The organism is Humitalea sp. 24SJ18S-53 (assembly GCF_050632385.1).
Lineage (GTDB): Bacteria > Pseudomonadota > Alphaproteobacteria > Acetobacterales > Acetobacteraceae > Humitalea.
Window position 1 is genome coordinate 3897637 of record NZ_CP192599.1, and the last position, 18464, is coordinate 3916100.

Consider the following 18464-nt stretch of genomic DNA (forward strand, 5'->3'; position numbering starts at 1 on the left):
GCAATGATCCGGGGCTAGGCCCGCATTACGAACAGCGCGGCGTGTGTTCGGTCGGCTCGTAGCCCTGCTTGCCAACCTGGCCAAAGCCGGGCTGCACCGTGCGTTCCATCGAATCCGCGGCGGGGGTCGTCCCGAACCAGGTTTCGGAGAAGCGGGCCAGCGTACCGTCCAGCTTCATGCACTCCAGCGCTTCCTCCACCTGGTTCCGCAGTTCCGTATTGCCGATGCGGAAGGGCAGCGCCCATTCGGCGCGCGTGTCGGCCAGCACATAATCCGGCTGCAACTGCCGAATGCGCGTGGCGGCGTAACGCACCACGGTATTGCCCGCCAGGGTCGCATAGGCGCGACCGTTGATGACGGCTTGCACGGCATCGGGCTGGGTGTCGAAGGCCTGGATCGTGAAGCCATAGCGTTCGGCATTCGCACGCGCCCAACCCTCATACGCCGAGCCCTTGTTCACGGCGAGCGACTTGCCGCGCAGCATCTCAAGGTTGGTGATCGGGTCGCTGCCGCGGCGGATGGCGAACTGGTATTCGCTGACCAGATAGCCCTCGGTGAACAACAGGTTGGCGGCGCGTTCCGGCGTCACGCTGGTGGGCGCGCCAAGGAAGTCGTAGCGCCCCGAGTTCAGCGCCGGGATCAGCCCGGCAAAACCCACCGCATCCATCGCGATGGGGCGACCGAGCCGGCGACCGAGGTCGTTCACGATGTCGACGTTGAAACCCTGCACGCCGCCTTCCAGGCGCGGGAAGGCATGCGGGGCGAAGGTGCCGTCAACGCCGACGCGCAGCGGTTGCTGCGCCTGGCTCGCGGCCAAGGGCGCGGTGGCGAGAAGCAGGGCAAGGGCAAGGCGTCGCATGATGCTCTCCTGAATGATGTGGGGATGGGCGGGCGATCAGACCTTCACCACCACGCCGCGTTGCGCGGTGAGGATGCCGTAGTCCTGGATCTGCCGGTTCGCCTCGAAGTTGAAGGTGGTGCGGCGGTTGTGCTCGCTGACCTCAAGGTCGCAGTTCGCGACCACGACTTCGTCGCTGGTGGTGACGGCCTGGGCGACGATGTCGCCGGTGGGCGCGATGATGCAGGTGCCGCCCATGAATTCGACGCCTTCCTCAAACCCCGCCTTGGCGACACCGATGACCCAGCAGCAATTCTGATAGGCGCCGGCCTGCATCACGAGGTGATTGTGGAAGGGCGGCAGATGCGCGGGGTCGAGCACGCGCGCGCCATCCACCATGCCGAAGCGCTGCGATCCGGTGTTGTAGCCGCACATGATCAATTCGGCGCCTTGCAGGCTCAGCGCGCGATAGGTCTCGGGCCAGCGGCGATCGTTGCAGATGCACATGCCGACCACGCCGCCAAAGGCGCGGAAGACGGGAAAGCCGAGGTTACCGACCTCGAAGTAGCGCTTTTCGAAATTGCCGGCGCAGCCGGTGGGGTCGGCGGTCTTGCGCCCGGGCAGGTGGATCTTTCGGTATTTGCCGATGATCGCGCCATCGCGGTCCACCAGGACCGTGGTGTTGAAGCGGCGCGTCTGCCCCTCCTCCTCCGTCAACTCGGCGTAGCCGAGGTAGAAACCGATCTTCAGCCGCGCCGCTTCGTCGAACAGCGGCTGCACATCGGGGTTGGGCATCGCGCTTTCGCAGAAGGCATTGGCCTCATCCGGGTCGTCGAACACCCAGCGCGGGAAGAAGGTGGACAGCGCCATTTCCGGGAAGACGACCAGTTCCGCGCCAAAGCTATGCGCCTGCCGCAGCAGCGCGACGAGGCGTGCGACGATGCCCGCCTTGGTCTCGGCGCGCGCAATGGGGCCGAGTTGAGCAGCAGCGACACGAACCACACGTGACATAGGATCTGACCTTCCACTTTGCGCCATCACCGGCAGCAAACGACGTGCCAAAGCAGGACGGCTGTTTTCCGGGCGTGCGGCAGGCTGCCGGCCCAATGGCTATGCAGAAAAAATTGCGTGTGCTTTGTCTTGAAGCAAGATTAGCTGCTTCACCGCGCGCATCCGGTCGATGCGGCGCTGGCAGGGCGTTTGCTAACCCCCTGCCCCAGGAACAGGAGCCGTCATGCAGAAGCGCATCCTCGTCGTGAACCCGAATTCCAGCCAGCACATCACGGATGCGCTCAGCGCCTCGGTCCAGCCGCATCGCGACGGCGGCATCGCGGTGGATTGCGTGACCCTGGCCGAAGGCCCGCCCGGCATCTCATCCCATACGCACAAGGCCTTCGTGGTCGGCCCGATGCAGGCGCTGGTCCTGCGGGAGGCACCGGATACCGCGGCCTACGTCATCGCCTGCTTCGGCGACCCGGGGCTGATGGCGGTGCGGGAGGTGACGGACCGCCCGGTCTTCGGCATGGGCGAGGCCTCCTTCTACACGGCGATGGCGCTGGCCGACCGGTTTGGCGTGATCTCGACCACCGAGGGCTCGCGTCCCCGCCTGGCGCGCTATGTGCGCGAACTTGGCCTCGCCGACCGTTTCGCCGGCAGCGTTGCCGCCGGCATTCCCGTCGTCGAACTGGCCAATGACCCGACCGCCACGCTCGATCGGCTGACCGAGGCTGGGGAGGCGCTGAAGGCCCTCGGCGCCCAGGTCGTCATCACCGGCTGCGCCGGGATGGCGGCGTATCGCCAGGCGCTGTCAGCGCGGCTCGGCATGCCCGTGGTCGAACCAGCCCATGCCGCCGTCGGCCTCGCCGCCGGCGTTCTTCGTTCCCATTCAGGATAGGTTGCACATGCAAAGCTTCGACACGGTCATCCGCGGCGGCACGGTCGTCACAGCCACCGACACCTCGCGCTGCGACGTCGGTATTCGCGACGGCCGCATCGTCGCGCTGGGGCTGGACCTGCCGCAGGGCGCCCGCGAAATCGACGCCACCAACCGCCTGGTGATGCCCGGCGGCGTGGACAGCCATTGCCACATCGAACAGCCCAAGCCCGGTGGGCCGGTGAAGAGCGCCGATACGTTTGAAAGCGGCACGACCTCCGCGGCTTTCGGCGGCACCACATCGGTCATCTGCTTCGCACCGCATTTCAAGGGCACGGCGCTGACCCCTGGGGTCGAGGACTATCACCGCCGCGCGCGCCAGGCGGTGATCGATTATTCCTTCCACCTCGTCATCGCCGACCCGACGCCCGATGTGCTGCGGGAATTGCCGCCGCTGATAAAGGCGGGGCATCGCTCGCTCAAGCTGTTCATGACCTATGACGCCAGCCGGCTGAACGACCGCGAAGTGCTGGACGTCCTGGCCCTGGCCCGCACCGAAAGCGCCTTCGTCGTCGTCCATGCGGAGAACCATGACGCCATCCGTTGGATGACCGCGCGGCTGGAAGCCGCCGGCCATACCGCACCGCGCTTCCACGCCGTCAGCAAGCCGGCGCTGGTGGAGCGCGAGGCCGTCCATCGCGTCATCGCCCTGGCGGAACTGCTGGACCAGCCGATCCAGATCTTCCACGTCACCTGCGCCGAAGCCGTGGAGGAAATCCGCCGCGCCCAGGCCCGCGGGTTGAAGATCTTTGGCGAGACCTGCCCGCAGTATCTCGGCCTGACCGCCGATGCGCTGGACCGCCCGGGGTTCGAGGGCGCCAAGGCGATCTGCAGCCCCGCCCTGCGCACCACAGCCGATCAGGAGGCGCTGTGGCAGGGCATCCGCGACGGGGTGCTGGGCGTCGTCTCCTCCGACCACGCGCCCTATCGCTACGCGGGGCCCGACGGCAAGCAGGCCTATGGCATGGACGCGCCCTTCACCAAGGTCGCGAACGGCGTCCCTGGCCTGGAAACCCGGCTGCCCTTCCTGTTTTCCGAAGGCGTCGTGAAGGGTCGCATCGACCTGCAGCAATTCGTCGCCATCACCGCGACAAACCCCGCGAAACTTTTTGGGCTGTATCCGCGCAAGGGCTCGATCGCGGTCGGGATGGACGCCGATATCGCGGTCTGGGACCCGACGCTGACGCGCACGCTGACGGCGGCCGACCTGCATCACGCGGTGGACTACACGCCTTATGAGGGCATGGAACTCACCGGCTGGCCAGTCACGACCCTGGTGCGCGGCACCGTCGTCGTCGGCGAAGGCAAGCGCCAGGTGGAACCGGGTTACGGCGCCTTCCTGCCGCGCGAACCCTATCCCGCGATGCAGCCGCGCGGCGTCTTCCCCACCGAATTCAACCCCTTCGCCTGAGGATCGTCCGATGGACCTGCAACTGAGCGGGCATGTCGCCCTGGTCACCGGTGCCTCGGCCGGTCTGGGGCGGGCGATTGCCAAGGGCCTGGCGGCGGAGGGCTGCCGCATCGGGCTGCTCGCCCGCCGCCGCCACCTGCTGGAGGAACTGGCGGCCGAACTGCCCGCCAGCGCCGAACCGCTGATCATCGTGGAGGACATCACGGCCCCCGGCGCGCCCGATCGCACGCGCCAGCAGATGCACGACCGCTTCGGCCGCTGCGACATCCTGATCAACAACGCCGGCGGCAGCCGCGCCCAACCCGACCTTGGCAGCGACGAGGTGTGGGGCGAAGCGATGTTCCTGAATTTCGAAGCCGGACGCCGCATCGCCCATGCCTTCATCCCGGGCATGCGGGCACAGCGCCATGGCCGCATCATCAGCCTGACCGGCCAGGACGAACCGCGCGAGATCAACCCCGCCAATGCGCCGAACGGGGCCGTGCATATCTGGGCCAAGGCGATGTCGCGGCACCTGGCGTCCGAGGGGATCACCATCAACTCGATCCCCCCCGGGCGCATCCATTCGGAACAGATCGACCGGCGCATCCTGGCATCGGAGCAGGCGGAACGTGATTCCACCAAGGACATCCCGGCAGGGTATGTCGGCCAGCCGGAAGACCTGGCGGTGCTGGCGGTGTTCCTGTGTTCGCCGCTGGCGCGCTACATCACCGGCCAGGTGATCCATGTTGATGGCGGCATGCGCCGCTTCAGCCACTAGACGACCAAAAGGGAAAGAAACGCCCCATGAACGCCATCGCGCCGAGCAATTCGCGCATCATCTCGGCCTATATCGCGCAGACGCCCGCGTCGGCCGCGGCCTATGCGCGGTCGCGCGAGGTCTTTCCCGCCGGCGTCACCCATGACAGCCGCTATATGCCGCCGCATCCGCTGAGCGTGACCCACGCCGCCGGCGCGCGGAAATGGGATGCGGATGGGCATGGCTATGTCGACTACGTGGGCGGGCATGGCGCGCTGATCCTGGGCCATGCGCATCCGGAGATGGTGGCGCGGGTCAGCGAGCAACTTGCGCGCGGGACGCATTACGGCGCGAACCATGATCTGGAACTGCGCTGGGGCGAGTTGATCCAGGCGCTGGTCCCTTCGGCCGAATTGGTGCGCTTCACCAATTCCGGGACGGAGGCGACCTTGATGGCGTTGCGCCTCGCGCGCGCCGCCACCGGGCGCGCCAAGGTGCTGCGCCTGCGCGGGCATTTCCACGGCTGGCACGATCATGTGGCGTTCGGCGTGGTCAACCACTTCGATGGCGGGCCGACGCCGGGCGTGCTGCCCGACCTGGCAAGCCAGGTGGTGCTGGCCGATCCGGGGGATGCCATCGACCTCGCCGCCGTGCTCGATGCGCATGAGGGTGAGATCGCCGCCGCCATCCTGGAACCGACGGGTTCGAGCTACGGGCAGGTTCCGCTGCGGCCGGAATATGTGCGGCTGCTGCGGGAGGAAACCGCCAAGCGCGGCATCCTGCTGATCTTCGATGAGGTGGTCACGGGTTTCCGCGTCGCACTGGGCGGGGCACAGGCGGCGCTGGGCGTCCGGCCCGACCTGACGACCTTGGCAAAAATCCTCGCCGGCGGGTTGCCGGGCGGCGCCGTGGTCGGGCGGCGCGACGTGCTGGAACTGCTGGACCCGGAGCGTGCGGCCGCGCGTGGGGTCGAGAAGATCGGCCACCAGGGCACCTACAACGCCAACCCGGTCAGCGCCGCCGCCGGCATCGCGACGCTCGAAATCCTGCGCGACACCGATGCGCTGGCCAGGGCGCATGCCTATGGCGCCAGGCTGCGCGCGGGCGTGACCGAGGTGCTGGCCGAGGAAGGTGTGCCCTGGGGCGCCTATGGCCACACGACGGGGCTGCACATCTTCATCAATCCACGCGGGCTGCCGATCGATCCGCGGAGTTTCGATCCGCTGACCCTGGGCTATGCCGATCTGAAACTGCCGCGCGGCAACCAGACCGCGGCGAAACTGCGGCTGGCGATGCGTCTGCATGGCGTGGATTTTTCGCCCTGGCCCGGCGGCTCGGCCTCGGCGGTGCATGGCGACAGCGAATTGGATCAGACGCTGGATGCGCTGCGCCGCAGCCTGCGCCTGCTGCGCGAAGAGGGTGAGATCCACTAGGCATGCCAGCCCGGGCCACGATCAGGCATCTTTCGCCGGAGATGGTGCGGCGGATCACGCTCGGCGCCGAGAAGCTGGGCGATCGTGGCCGCGCGGTCGCCAGCCTGTTGCTGTCGAACCCCGCGGAAGTCGCGTTGCTGACGGCGACGAAGGTCGCGGAACGGTTGCAGGTCAGCGAGTCCACCGTGGTGCGTTTCGCCCAGGCGATCGGCTACACCGGCTATCCGGATTTGCGGCGCGACTTGCAGGAACACGTCCGCCAGTATCTCAGCCAGATCGGCCGCATGGAGGTGACGCCGGCGACACGCGGGCAAGGCGTGGCGCAGGCGTCGCTGGAACGCGACCTGGACAATCTGCGCAGCACGATGGAGCAACTCGACCAGACGCAGATGCGCGCCGCCGTGCGCATGCTGGGCGAGGCGCGGCGCGTCTATGTCTTCGGCGTCCGCAGCGTGTTTGGGCTGGCGGATATGCTGGCCTTCCATCTGCGGCATCTGGTCGAACAGCCGATCATGATCGATCCCGCCCGCGGCATGCGGCTCGATCAACTCGCGGGCACCGGGCGTCGCGATGTGCTGATCGCGATGAGTTTTCCGCGTTATTCGCGCATCGTCCATGGCGCCTTGCAGATCGTGCGGGAGCAAGGCGGGCGCACCGTGGTGTTCACCGATAGCCCGCTGTCGCCGCTCGCGACACTGGCCGATGCGCTGTTCACGGTCAGCACGAAAAGCACCTATTTCGGCAATTCGCTTGTCGGTGCCTCGGCGATCGTCAATGCGCTGCTGTCGGAACTGTTGTCGGCCAACAAGGCGCGGTCGATGAAATCCTTCAAGGACTATGAGCGCTTCATCAGCGACGTCCGGCATATCGGCATCGATGGAGATGAGGATTCGCTGACCGAGTGGGATCCCCAGGGCTAGGCCATTTTCCGAGTCGTCAGATGAGTCCACCCGACTTGAAAATACTCTAGCGCTTCGGCGCGAATTGGTAGGGCGCTGCACTCTCCTCCAGCGGGTCGAGCGCCAGGCGGTGTTCCAGTGGCGGGAAGGCGCGGCTGCGGCAATCCGGCCGGTCGCATAGCCGGCAGGACAGGCCGATCCCGACCGTCGCGGCGGCCAGGTCGATGCCATCGGCATAAACCATTTCCGCCGCGCGCCCGATGTCGCAGCCCATCGCCACGACGTGGATTGGCGCGGGTTCGCCCCAGGTTGCCGGCGCGCCCTGCACCGTGCGTGCGAAGCACAGGAAACGCGCGCCATCCGGCAGCGCCGCCACCTGCACCCGCAACGTCCCCGGCGTGGCAAAGGCGCCATGCACGATCCAGCGCGGGCAGGACCCGCCGTAGCGCGCGAAGGGAAACCCCGCCGCCGAAAACCGCTTGCCGACATTGCCAGCCGGATCGAGCCGCAGGAAGAAGAACGGCACGCCCCGCGCGCCGTCGCGCTGCAAGGTCGATAGCCGATGGCAGGCCTGTTCGAAGGACACGCCGAACCGCGCGGCCAATGCCTCCACATCATGTCGCATCACCCGCGCGGCCGCGAGGAACGGGGCATAGGGCAGCAGCAACGCGCCGGCCGCGTAGTTCAGCAGCCCGACGCGCAGCAGGGCCGCGGCTTCGGTCGTGGTCGGGGCGGCCTGGGCGATCAACGCCTCCACCGCATCCCGCGCTTCCAGCAGCATCAGGTGAAACGCCATCTGGAATCCGCGGCTTTCGCGCGGCAGGGAATCCGACAGGTGTAGCCGGCGGGTTTCGGCGTCGTAGCGCCGGTGCGATGCGGTCAGGGGACCGACCTGCACGATGATGCCATGGCGCGTGCGCAGGCGTTCGGCGATCGCGTGGTTCATCTCGGCGGGTGTGACGCCGAGTTCCGCGACCAGCCGCTCGGCGGCCAGTTCCAACGTGGCAAAATGGTTGGCGCGGTCGTGGAAGATGTCGCGCACCTCCTCCGTCGGCAGCAGCAGGCGGCGGCCGGTCGGCAGGGCGATGCCGCTCGCATCCTCCCGCGCCACGCGGAAGGCGCGGTACAGGGCCAGCATCGCCCGCGCCGCATTGGGGGCCGATGCCGCGAGCGCGCGGACCTCCTCCTCTGGCACCTGGTCCAGCCCCAGCAGCGGGTCGGCCAGGACCTCCCGCAACCCCGCCTCCATCTGGCGTTCCTGATGGCCGGACAGGGTCGCGAGATCCGCCTCCAGCGCCTCGGTCAGCTTGATCAGCAGCGCGGCGGTGACCGCCCGCTGATCGTGTTCGATCAGGTTGAGGTAGGAGGCGGAAATGCCCAGGCGCACCGCCAGGGCCTGCTGCGTCTGGCCGCGTTCGCTCCGTAGGCGACGGATCGTTCGGCCGATCATCGGGGGCGCCATTCTTTACAACCTTCACTGATTTTCGGTCTTTACAGTCAAGACCGTGACCGGATTGCGAGGCTTTCCTTCGAATACGGTGTGCTTTTGTGCGGAGCAAGGTCAATTCTTCACATGCAGGACGGGACAACCCGCCCCACCACCAGGAGAGAATTTTCCATGCGTACCGAACTCCCGATGGCTCCGGACGGCGGCACCAGCGCGCCGCAACCAGGTCGCTTCGACGGCATCCGCCGTGATTATTCCCCGGCCGATGTCGCCCGCCTGGCCGGGTCCTTCCGCATCCGCCACACCCTGGCCGAAATGGGCGCCGAGCGCCTGTGGTCGTTGCTGCGGAACGAGCCCTTCGTGAACACGCTGGGCGCGCTGACCGGGATGCAGGCGCTGCAGCAGGTCAAGGCAGGGTTGAAGGCGATCTATTTGTCCGGCTGGCAGGTCGCGGCCGACGCCAATTCCGGCGGCCAGATGTACCCCGACCAGTCGCTGTATCCGGTGGACTCGGTGCCCAAGGTCATCACCAAGATCAACGCGGCCCTGCGCCGCGCCGACCAGATCGCGGTGCAGGAAGGCAAGGGCGATCCCACCCATTACATGGCCCCCGTCATCGCCGATGCCGAAGCCGGCTTTGGTGGCGCGCTCAACGCCTATGAGCTGATGCGCGCGATGATCGAGGCCGGTGCAGCCGGTGTGCATTTCGAGGACCAGCTGGCCTCGGAAAAGAAGTGCGGCCACCTCGGCGGCAAGGTCTTGGTGCCGATCAGCCAGCATATCCGCACCCTGAACGCCGCCCGCCTGGCGGCTGATGTGGAGGGCGTTTCGACCGTCCTGCTCTGCCGCACCGATGCGGAATCGGCACAGCTGCTGACCAGCGACATCGACGAACGCGACCGCCCCTTCATTTCCGGCGATCGGACGGCCGAGGGCTTCCACCGCATCACCTCGGGCATGGGCAAGGACTACGCCATCGCCCGCAGCCTGGCCTACGCGCCCTATGCCGACCTGCTGTGGTGGGAGACGTCGGACCCTGATCTGGACGATGCACGCGCCTTCGCCGAGGCCATCCACCGCCAGTTCCCGGGAAAAATGCTCGCCTACAATTGCAGCCCGTCGTTCAACTGGCAGCGGAAGATGGGTGTCGAGGCGGCGACCAAATTCCAGCGCGAAATCGGCGCCATGGGCTACAAGTTCCAGTTCGTCACCCTGGCCGGTTTCCACAGCCTGAACCTGTCGATGTTCAAGCTGGCGCGCGGCTACGCCGAACGCGGCATGGGGGCCTATAGCGAACTCCAGCAGGCGGAATTCGCCGCCGAGGCCGAAGGTTTCACGGCTGTCCGGCACCAGCGGGAAGTGGGCGTCGGCTACTTCGACGCCGTCGCGACCGCCGCCGCCGGTGGGCACAGCAGCACCACCGCCCTGGCCCACAGCACCGAAGCCCAGCAGTTCCACGACGCGCCCGTAGCGGCCCAGTAAAGGGAGACACGATCATGAACAACGACCACGACGACGGCCTGGTGCATGCCCATACCTGGGCCTCCGAGCCACCCCGCCCGGGCCGCGCGCCCATCCGCCTGACCAACCCGCTGTCGATCCCGCAGCTGCCGGTCGCGCAGCCCGACCACGACGACGGGCTGGTGCACAGCCATGGCTGGGCCTGCGCCGAACGCGGCCAGCCGGGCCGTACCGGCTGACGGAGCGAACCCCTATTGCGGCGCGGCGGCGTTGACCGCCGCCGCGCCCTTATGGAATGGCCGTGCGATGACGCTCTGGGTGACGTATTTCCGGGCCATCCTGTCGCTTGGCGATGGCGCCCTATCCCACGAGCCCCGCGGCGATGTTCACCGACACCGCCAGGATCACGACGTTGAAGGCGAAGGCGATGATCCCGTGCAGCAGCACGAGCTTGCGCATCGCGGGGCTGTCGGTCGTCACGTCGCTGACCTGCGCGGTCATGCCGACGGTGAAGGAAAAATACAGAAACTCTGAAAACTCCGGCGTGCCGTCGCCGCCGGGAAACACGATGCCGCCCTCGGCCCGCCAGTATTCATGCGCGTAGTCATGCGCGAACAACACCTGCACGAAGAGCCACGACATGGTGACGGTCATGGCGGTCATCACCGGGCTGTACCAGGGCAAGGGACGCGGTGCGAAGGCGGCCTCCCACCCGACGCCGCCGAGTGCCGCGATCGCGGCCAGCAGTGACAGGGTGAAGACGGTCCAGCGGCCCTCGACCAGCACCTTGGCGCGCCGGCGCATCGTCTCGGCATCGGCGGCCCAGAGGTGCCGCAGCATCAGGGTCGTGTAGATGGTGACCAGCAGGCACCAGCCGACCATGATCGCCGGCACGACCCGCATGCCGGCGGCGATCCCCGCCGCCCCGGCCGCCACCCCACCCGCCACCGCCCAGACCAGGACAGGGCGGCGCAACGCCATCAGGCGGCCAATGCGGCCGCGAAGACGGCGGGATCGACATTGCCGCCGCTGAGCACCAGCCCGACGCGGCGCCCGCGCGTGGGCACATGCCCCGCCAGCACGGCGGCCAGCGCGACCGCGCCCCCCGGTTCGACCACGACCTTCAGGTGCTGGAAGGCGAAGCGCATGGCGGCAAAAACCTCGGCCTCGGTCACCGCGACGCCGCCCGCCAGGCGGTGTGCGTTGATGGCGAAGGTGATTTCGCCAGGCTTGCGCGACAGCAGGGCGTCGCAGAGCAGGCTGCCGCGGCCATCATTGCCGATGCGCTGGCCGGCGCGCAGCGAGACTCCGTAATCGTCCCAGCCTTCCGGCTCGGCGGCCCAGATGTCGCAGCCCGTGCCATCCAGTGCCAGGGCGCAGCCCGCGATCAGCCCGCCGCCACCGGTGCAGACCACCATGGCATCCAGCGCGCCCCCGGCATCGGCCAGCAGTTCCAGCGCCAGGGTGCCCTGCCCCGCGATGACATGGGCGTGGTCGAAGGGCGGGATCTGCGTCATGCCGCGTTCGGTGGCCAGGCGGGCGGCCAAAACCTCCCGATCGGTCGTGGCGCGGTCGAAGGGCAGGATTTCCGCGCCCCAACGCCGCGTCGCCTCGACCTTGATGGCCGGCGCATCGGCCGGCATCGCGATCAGCGCCGGAATACCGGCCGCCGCCGCCGCACAGGCCAGCCCCTGGCCGTGGTTGCCCGAGGAATGCGTGACGACGCCCTGCGCCCGCGTGGAAAAATCGAGTTGCAGCACCGCATTGGTGGCACCGCGGAACTTGAACGATCCGGTGCGCTGCAAGGGTTCGGGTTTTACAAAAACCTGCCCGCCCGTGATCTCGTCCAGCAACGCGTGCCGCAGCATCGGCGTGTGGATGACGCGGCCGGCCAGGCGCGCCGCGGCGGCGCGCACATCATCCTGGGTCGGCAGCGCGGTCATTTGCGGAACCGCATGGGGTCGACCATGGGCACGATGCGCTGCAGCTCCGCCGGCACCTCGCCACGGATCAGCCCGGCCAGCAGGCGCCCGGCGGCGGGTGCCGTCTGGATGCCGTAGCCGCCCTGCCCCACCGCCCAGAAGAAGCCGGGGCGGCTTGCCTCCTCACCCAGGGCAAAGGAGCGGTCCGGGGTGAAGCTGCGCAGCCCCGCCCAGGAATGTTCGATACGCCGCACGTCGATGTTGAAAGCCTGCGAGAAGCGGTCGGCGGTGATGGCGACGTCCAGCTCATCCGGCTGTGCGTCGGTGGCCGGGCTGTCGATCTCATCGGCCGGGCTGACCATCAGTTTGCGGCGGGCCTCGGGGCGCGCGTACCAAGTGTGCGCGACGTCGCCCAGCAACGGCCAGTCCGCGACCTCATAGGGCGCGGGATCGATCACGATGGCGGTGCGGCGCTTGGGTTGCAGGCCGATCGGTGGGACGCCGGCAATCACCGCGAGTTCATCGCCCCAGGCGCCGGCGGCGTTGACCAGCACCTCGGCACCCAGGGTTTCGCCATGCGCCGTGGTGACGCGCCATAGCCCGCCCTGCTGCCAGATCTGGCCGGCGCGGCTGCGCAACCCGATCTGGCCACCGCGCGCGCGCAGCAGTTTCAGGTAGCCCTGGTGCAGGGCCGCCACATCCATGTCGAAGGATTCGGGTTCGATCGCGGCGGCGACGGCGTAGTCGGGACGCAGCCCGGGGGCCATGGCCAGGACCTCGGCGACCGGGATCGGGGTGATGGTGCCGTCGCTGGCGGCGATCTTCTCGGCCAGCATGGCTTCCTCGCCAGGCGGGGCCAGGTGGACGACCGCGCGGCGCTGCATCAGCGGGACGTCGGCGAAGCCTTCGGGGGGGTGTTCAAAAAATTCACGGCTGCCGCCGGTCATCAGCCGCACATCGGGCGGGCCGTAGTTCAGCATCCAGATCGCGGCGGATCGGCCGGTGGTGTGGTAGCCGGCACTCTCCTCCATCTCGATCAGCCCGACACGGAAGTGCTTGGCCAGATGGGCTGCGGTGGTGGCGCCGGCGATGCCGGCTCCGATCACGATGACGTCGAAGCGATGGGCATCCATGGGGGTAGTGTTGCGTCGCGGCGCCTCCGCGGCAAGCGGGGCTGGATGCGAAGTTCAGGCCCCCGCTTTTCAGGCCGCGTGGGTCATCGCCATCCGCGCGGCGACCACGGGGGCCACCACCGCGCTGTCGTCCAGGGTGATGACGATGCCGATCTGGTCGCCGAAACGTTGCAGCGACTTGTCGCCATCGATCGGCAGCGGGACGCCGTTGTTCTGGCAATAGGCGATCAGCGCCTGCATCAGTTCCTCACCGGCCAGCGACAGGCGCATCAATTCTGAGACTTCGCCGCGCGGCAGGTCGCGGCTGGGGTCCATCACCACGGCCAGGGCCACGCCGCGCCGGGGGGCCGCGGCTTCGCCGGCCCAGGGTAGCGACGGTTCCACGAAACAATCGATCACGTCGCCCATCGGCTGGTTGCGCCGGGCGCGGCGCAGATGGTCCAGCGTCGCGCGCGCGGCCTCGGCCGGGCGGAACAGGATGTGGCGGATTTCCGACGGCATTGGCGGCCTCCTCGTCTGCCCGGCAAGGTGGGGCAGGCAGGGTTGCCGAAATGTGAATGGGTTACCGGCGGGGGATGCGGAACCGTTCGACCGCGGCGACCAGCGCGGTGCGGATGCCAGGTTCCAGCGCCGAATGCCCGGCGTCGGGCACCACCGTCAGCCGCGCCCGTGGCCAGGCCGAGGCCAGGTCGAAGGCGGTCTCGGCCGGGCAGACCATGTCGTAGCGGCCCTGGATGATCTCGGCCTGGATGTGTTCGATGCCGTCCATGTGCGCCAGCAGCCCGCCCTCGGCCAGGAACAGGCGGTGGGCGAAATAATGCGCCTCGATCCGCGCGAGCCCCAGCGCCGTGCGGTCCTGGGCGAAGCTCGCGACCGTCTCGGGCGATGGCAAAAGGGTGGAGCAGGAGCCTTCATAGGCGCTCCAGGCCCGGGCCGCGGGCAAATGCACCGAGGGTTCGGGGTCGATCAGCCGGGTCAGGTAGGCGGTCAGCAGGTCGCCGCGCTCAGCCTCCGGCACATGTTCGGCGAAATTCGCCCAGGCGTCGGGGAAGACGCGGCGCAGGCCGTAGAGGAACCAGTCCACCTCCGCCTCCCGCCCCAGGAACACGCCGCGCAGGACGGCCCCGGCGACGCGGTCCGGATGCGCCTGGGCATAGGCCAGCGCCAGGGTGGAGCCCCAGGAGCCGCCGAACAGCAGCCATTGGTCGATGCCGAGGAAGCGGCGCAGCACCTCGATATCCGCGACCAGGTGTGGCGTGGTGTTTTCGCGCAAATCGCCCAAGGGGCGGGACCGGCCGGCGCCGCGCTGGTCGAAGATGATGATCCGCCAATGCTGCGGGTCGAAAAACCGGCGATGCACCGCCCCCGCGCCGGCGCCGGGGCCGCCATGCAGGAACAGGGCGGGCTGGCCGCGCGGGTTGCCGACCTGCTCCCAATACATGACATGGCCGCCCGAAAGGGGCAGCAGGCCGGTTTCATAAGGGGCAATGTCGGGGAAGAGGTCGCCACGGGGCATCCCCCTGTTTCGCAAGTCGCGCGCAGCCATGCAACTGGGCGTGCAACGTCGCGGCGCAGGTTCTATCGTGGGGTAACCATGGCACTGCCCCCCCCATCCCAAGCCGGTGCGCAACAAAAAGCGCCCACGACCCTGCGCTGCGGCGTCTGCGGCAGCGAGAGCCGCCATGTGCCGTTCCGCCCGCAACCGCCCGAACAGGCGCCGGACCTGGACCTGCGGCCGGGCGAGCCGGTGCGATCCACCATGGCGCGCTGGCTGCAGCAATGCCCGCATTGCGGCTATGCCGCGCCCGACCTGGCCCAGGCACATCCCGCCGTGCCCGGCGTGGTCGCCGCCGCCCCGTTCCGCGCCCTGCTGGCCGACAACACAATCCCGCCGCTGGCACGCAAATTCCTCGCCTGGGCGCATGTGCTGGAGGAAACTGGCGCCCTGCATGCCGCCGCCGAGGCCACGTTGCAGGCCGCCTGGGTCGCCGATGACATGCAGCGCGGCGAACAGGCCCGCGCCTGGCGCCTGGATGCGGTGGCGCTGTGGCGCTGCGGCCCGCCGATGGATGCCGAACAATGCGTCCGCGCCCTGGACGCGCTGCGCCGCGCCGGCGCCTGGGACGACGCCACCCATACCGTGGCCGACATGACCGAACGCTACGGCAACGACGCGGTCGCCCCGATCGTGGCCCTGGAAGCACGGCTGATCGCGGCACGCGACGAAGGGCGCCACACCATCGCCTCCGCCCTGCCACCCCCGGCACGCCGGCCACACGTGACACACCAGCAAACGCGACGCGGGCTGGGACCGTTGGCTTGGCTGCGAAGGTTGTTCGGGCGGTGAGGGTGCGCCGTGGAAGGGGCTATTCGCCCCCTCCACACCTCCCCCTACCAAGGGCCGGCGGGCCCTTGGAACCCGCGGAACTTTGGCAAAGCAACGGGAGGGGCATGGAGCACCCGTGGCGAGGGATCGCCCATGACGCCCCTCCCGTTGCTTTGCCAAAACCCTGCCGGTCCAGGGGCGGCGGCCCCTGGTAGGGGGAGTGTGAGGGGGACGAAGTCCCTCTCACGGCACCGCCCTCACCCCGTTCAATCCTCACTGCGCCGGGTCAGGACCTCGCGCTTGCCGACGTGGTTCGCGGCGCCGACGACGCCTTCTTTTTCCATCTGTTCGATGAGCTTGGCGGCGCGGTTGTAGCCGATGTTCAGGTGGCGCTGGACGAAGCTGGTGCTGGCCTTGCCTTCGCGGGTGACCAGGTCGACGGCTTGGTCGAAGAGCGATTTTTCGGCGTCCGACCCGGCGGCGATGCCGGACAGGCCGGGGTTGGAGCCGTCGTCGTCCTCGTCTGCCTCGGTGACTTCCTCGACGTAGGAGGGTTCGCCTTGCTCGCGCAGCCAGTCGACCACGCGTTCGACTTCGGCGTCGGACACGAAGGGTCCGTGCACGCGGGCCAGGCGGCCGCCGCCGGCCATGTGCAGCATGTCGCCCATGCCCAGGAGTTGTTCGGCACCCTGCTCGCCCAGGATGGTGCGGCTGTCGATCTTGCTGGTGACGCTGAAGGAGATGCGCGTCGGGAAGTTCGCCTTGATGGTGCCGGTGATGACGTCCACCGACGGGCGCTGGGTCGCCATGATCACGTGGATGCCGGCGGCGCGGGCCATCTGCGCGAGGCGTTGGACGGCGGCCTCGATCTCCTTGCCGGCGACGATCATCAGGTCGGCCATTTCGTCGATGACCACGACGATCATCGGCAGCAGGGTCAGCGCCAGGGGCTGGTCCTCGAAGACCGGCTTGCCGGTTTCGGGGTCGAAGCCCGTTTGCACGCGGCGGGTCGGCACCTGGCCGGTGCGGCGGGCCTCGGCGATCTTTTCGTTGAAGCCGGCGATGTTGCGGACGCCGAGTTGCGACATGGAACGATACCGCCGTTCCATCTCCCGCACCGTCCATTTCAGGGCGCCGATGGCCTTGGGCGGTTCGGTGACGACCGGCGCCAGCAGATGCGGGATGCGGTCATAGACCGACAGTTCCAGCATCTTTGGGTCGATCATGATGAAGCGGCATTCGTCGGGCGTCAGGCGATATAGCAGCGACAGGATCATGGTGTTGATCCCGACCGACTTGCCCGACCCGGTGGTGCCGGCGATCAGCAGGTGCGGCATTTTCGCAAGATCGGCCACGACGGGCGACCCGCCGATGTCCTTGCCCAGCGCCAGCGGCAGCCGCCCCGGGTTCCGCGCCCAGTCATTGGCGCTCAAAAGTTCGTGCAGATAGACCGTCTCGCGCTTGGCGTTCGGCATTTCGATACCGATGACGTTGCGCATCGGGACGGTGGCGATACGCACAGCCAGCACGCTCATGCTGCGGGCGATGTCGTCGGACAGGCCGATGACCCGGGCGGATTTGGTGCCGGGGGCCGGTTCCAGCTCGTACAGCGTCACGACCGGGCCGGGGCGGATTTCGACGATGCGGCCGCGCACGCCGTAATCCTCCAGCACGCTTTCCAGCATGCGGGCGTTGTTTTGCAGGGCTTCTTCCGACGGCCCCTGGTCGCGGCGCGGCGGCGCCACGGTCAGCAGGTCGAGCGGCGGCGGGCGATAGCGGCCATCGGGCAGGTCGAGCGCGGGTTGGTTGGCCTCCGGCCGCTTGCGCGGGGCGGGGGTGCGGTCGGCGACGCGGGGCTTTTCGCCGCGCGGCGGGGGCGTCGGGGCGGCGGGTTCGGGTTCGCCCGCGGCGCTTTCGGCATTGCGCAGCAGGGTGGACAGGCGCGGTTCCGCGGGGCGTTCGCGCCGGCGCAGCAGGCCGGTGACGGCGGCGGTGGTGCGGGCCGCGAGGCCCGGCCCTTCGGAGACGGTGGACAGGCGTTCGCGCCCCGATGCAGGCGTGGGTTCGGGCGTGGGCTCCGGCGCGTCGTCGCGCTGCAACGGGGCGACGCGCATCGGCCGGGGCGGCGGCGGCATGGGCGCCCAATCCTGGCTGCGCTGCGCGTCGGCGGCGCGTGGTGCCGGCTTCATCCGGGCGGCCAGCCAGCCCGCGCCGCCACGCGCGGCGCCGCCGGCACGCCGCATGGACCCGCGCGGCAGGGCGATGCCGAACCAGGCCGACAGCACGGCCGCGCCGACAAGGCCGATCTGGGCCACGGCCGCGCCATAGGGGCCGAAGAGGTTTCCCGGCAGGCCGGCGACCCAGCCGGCCAGGGGCGGGCCAACGGCACCGCCCGCGCCGGCGGCACCGGCCAGCCCCGGCGGCAGTGGGGCCAGGGTCAGCGCCGCCGCGACCAGCGGCAGCGCCGCCAAAAGCGCCGCCAGCCGGCCGGCGAAGGGGGCAAGGCCGCGATGGGCCGCAAGCCTGCCGGCCCAGACCAGCAGGCTGGCGGGCAGCACCAGCGCCGCCCAGCCAAAGGTCTGCCACAGCAGGTCGGCCACGATGGCGCCACCCGGGCCGGCCAGGTTCTGCACCGGCTGATGCGTCGCGGTGGACAGCGACGGATCAGCCGCGTTGTAACTGCCGAGCGCCACCAGCAGCCCCAGCCCCGCCAGCCCGACCAGCAGACCCCCGGTTTCGGCCGCGCGCCGCGCGAGCGCCGCCTTGACGGCGGGCGAGGCAAAACGGTTGCCGCCGGGGCGGGCGGCTTCGGCGGCGCGTTCGACAAGTGCGGCACGGGGCATCGGCGGTGATACTGCTTCAGGTGATACGGCAGCCTAGCACCACAGGTGCCTGACGCGGCAGGGGTTATTCAACCGCCGG

Annotated in this window: 17 protein-coding genes; 8 read left to right on the plus strand and 9 right to left on the minus strand. The window is 68.9% G+C overall.

All coding sequences use genetic code 11. The features are described 5' to 3' along the window. Positions 1-25: 25 nt before the first annotated feature. Both ACQW02_RS18575 and ACQW02_RS18580 read right to left on the minus strand, forming a co-directional pair. Positions 26-859 (minus strand): transporter substrate-binding domain-containing protein, encoded by an 834-nt coding sequence (locus ACQW02_RS18575; RefSeq protein WP_431281398.1) that lies wholly within the window; start codon positions 857-859, stop codon positions 26-28. 36 nt (positions 860-895) lie between these two features. Beyond that, the gene (locus ACQW02_RS18580; RefSeq protein ID WP_431281399.1) at positions 896-1849 is read right to left on the minus strand and encodes an N-carbamoyl-D-amino-acid hydrolase; all 954 of its coding nucleotides are present in this window, start codon (positions 1847-1849) and stop codon (positions 896-898) included. A 223-nt stretch (positions 1850-2072) separates the two neighbouring features. Here ACQW02_RS18580 and ACQW02_RS18585 point away from each other — a divergent pair, with 223 nt between their 5' ends. From ACQW02_RS18585 to ACQW02_RS18605, 5 genes are read left to right on the plus strand one after another with little or no spacing between them, the layout of a single operon-like run. Then, a complete protein-coding gene (locus tag ACQW02_RS18585; RefSeq protein ID WP_431281400.1) occupies positions 2073-2732 on the plus strand; it encodes an aspartate/glutamate racemase family protein in 660 nt (219 codons plus the stop codon). 7 nt (positions 2733-2739) lie between these two features. Continuing rightward, on the plus strand, positions 2740-4182 hold the full coding sequence (gene hydA / locus ACQW02_RS18590) for a dihydropyrimidinase (RefSeq protein ID WP_431281401.1): 1443 nt from the start codon (positions 2740-2742) through the stop codon (positions 4180-4182). 10 nt (positions 4183-4192) lie between these two features. Then, positions 4193-4942: an SDR family oxidoreductase gene (locus ACQW02_RS18595; protein ID WP_431281402.1), complete on the plus strand. Its 750-nt coding sequence runs from the start codon at positions 4193-4195 to the stop codon at positions 4940-4942. 26 nt (positions 4943-4968) lie between these two features. After that, positions 4969-6354 (plus strand): aspartate aminotransferase family protein, encoded by a 1386-nt coding sequence (locus ACQW02_RS18600; RefSeq protein WP_431281403.1) that lies wholly within the window; start codon positions 4969-4971, stop codon positions 6352-6354. 2 nt (positions 6355-6356) lie between these two features. Beyond that, the gene (locus ACQW02_RS18605; protein ID WP_431281404.1) at positions 6357-7274 is read left to right on the plus strand and encodes a MurR/RpiR family transcriptional regulator; all 918 of its coding nucleotides are present in this window, start codon (positions 6357-6359) and stop codon (positions 7272-7274) included. 46 nt (positions 7275-7320) lie between these two features. On the opposite strand, the gene ACQW02_RS18610 is transcribed toward ACQW02_RS18605, so the two are convergent. Continuing rightward, positions 7321-8715, minus strand: a complete 1395-nt coding sequence (locus ACQW02_RS18610; protein WP_431281405.1) for a helix-turn-helix domain-containing protein — start codon at positions 8713-8715, stop codon at positions 7321-7323. A 156-nt stretch (positions 8716-8871) separates the two neighbouring features. On the opposite strand from ACQW02_RS18610, the gene aceA reads away from it, so the two are divergent. Further along, positions 8872-10182 (plus strand): isocitrate lyase, encoded by a 1311-nt coding sequence (aceA, locus tag ACQW02_RS18615; RefSeq protein ID WP_431281406.1) that lies wholly within the window; start codon positions 8872-8874, stop codon positions 10180-10182. A 14-nt stretch (positions 10183-10196) separates the two neighbouring features. Beyond that, positions 10197-10400 carry a hypothetical protein gene (locus tag ACQW02_RS18620; RefSeq protein ID WP_431281407.1) on the plus strand — a complete coding sequence of 68 codons (204 nt, stop codon included), beginning with the start codon at positions 10197-10199 and terminating at the stop codon, positions 10398-10400. 121 nt (positions 10401-10521) lie between these two features. Here ACQW02_RS18620 and ACQW02_RS18625 read toward each other — a convergent pair whose 3' ends face one another. The 5 genes from ACQW02_RS18625 to pip all read right to left on the minus strand — a co-directional run bounded on the left by ACQW02_RS18625 (position 10522) and on the right by pip (position 14732). Next, positions 10522-11142, minus strand: a complete 621-nt coding sequence (locus tag ACQW02_RS18625) for a DUF1345 domain-containing protein (RefSeq protein WP_431281408.1) — start codon at positions 11140-11142, stop codon at positions 10522-10524. Then, complete coding sequence (locus ACQW02_RS18630; protein WP_431281409.1) at positions 11142-12104, minus strand: threonine ammonia-lyase; 963 nt, start codon at positions 12102-12104, stop codon at positions 11142-11144. The genes ACQW02_RS18625 and ACQW02_RS18630 overlap by 1 nt, the downstream gene beginning before the upstream one ends. Then, the gene (locus ACQW02_RS18635) at positions 12101-13216 is read right to left on the minus strand and encodes an NAD(P)/FAD-dependent oxidoreductase (RefSeq protein WP_431281410.1); all 1116 of its coding nucleotides are present in this window, start codon (positions 13214-13216) and stop codon (positions 12101-12103) included. The genes ACQW02_RS18630 and ACQW02_RS18635 overlap by 4 nt, the downstream gene beginning before the upstream one ends. 69 nt (positions 13217-13285) lie before the next feature. Next, positions 13286-13717 (minus strand): hypothetical protein, encoded by a 432-nt coding sequence (locus ACQW02_RS18640; protein WP_431281411.1) that lies wholly within the window; start codon positions 13715-13717, stop codon positions 13286-13288. A 61-nt stretch (positions 13718-13778) separates the two neighbouring features. Next, positions 13779-14732, minus strand: coding sequence for a prolyl aminopeptidase (gene pip, locus ACQW02_RS18645; protein ID WP_431281412.1), 954 nt, complete (start codon positions 14730-14732; stop codon positions 13779-13781). Between the two features lie 78 nt (positions 14733-14810). Between pip and ACQW02_RS18650 the strand changes: the two genes are divergently transcribed. Further along, entirely contained in the window at positions 14811-15563 is a 753-nt protein-coding gene (locus tag ACQW02_RS18650; protein ID WP_431281413.1) for a hypothetical protein, read from the plus strand. A 245-nt stretch (positions 15564-15808) separates the two neighbouring features. Here ACQW02_RS18650 and ACQW02_RS18655 read toward each other — a convergent pair whose 3' ends face one another. Then, positions 15809-18385 carry a DNA translocase FtsK 4TM domain-containing protein gene (locus ACQW02_RS18655; protein WP_431281414.1) on the minus strand — a complete coding sequence of 859 codons (2577 nt, stop codon included), beginning with the start codon at positions 18383-18385 and terminating at the stop codon, positions 15809-15811. Between the last annotated feature and the right edge of the window lie 79 nt (positions 18386-18464).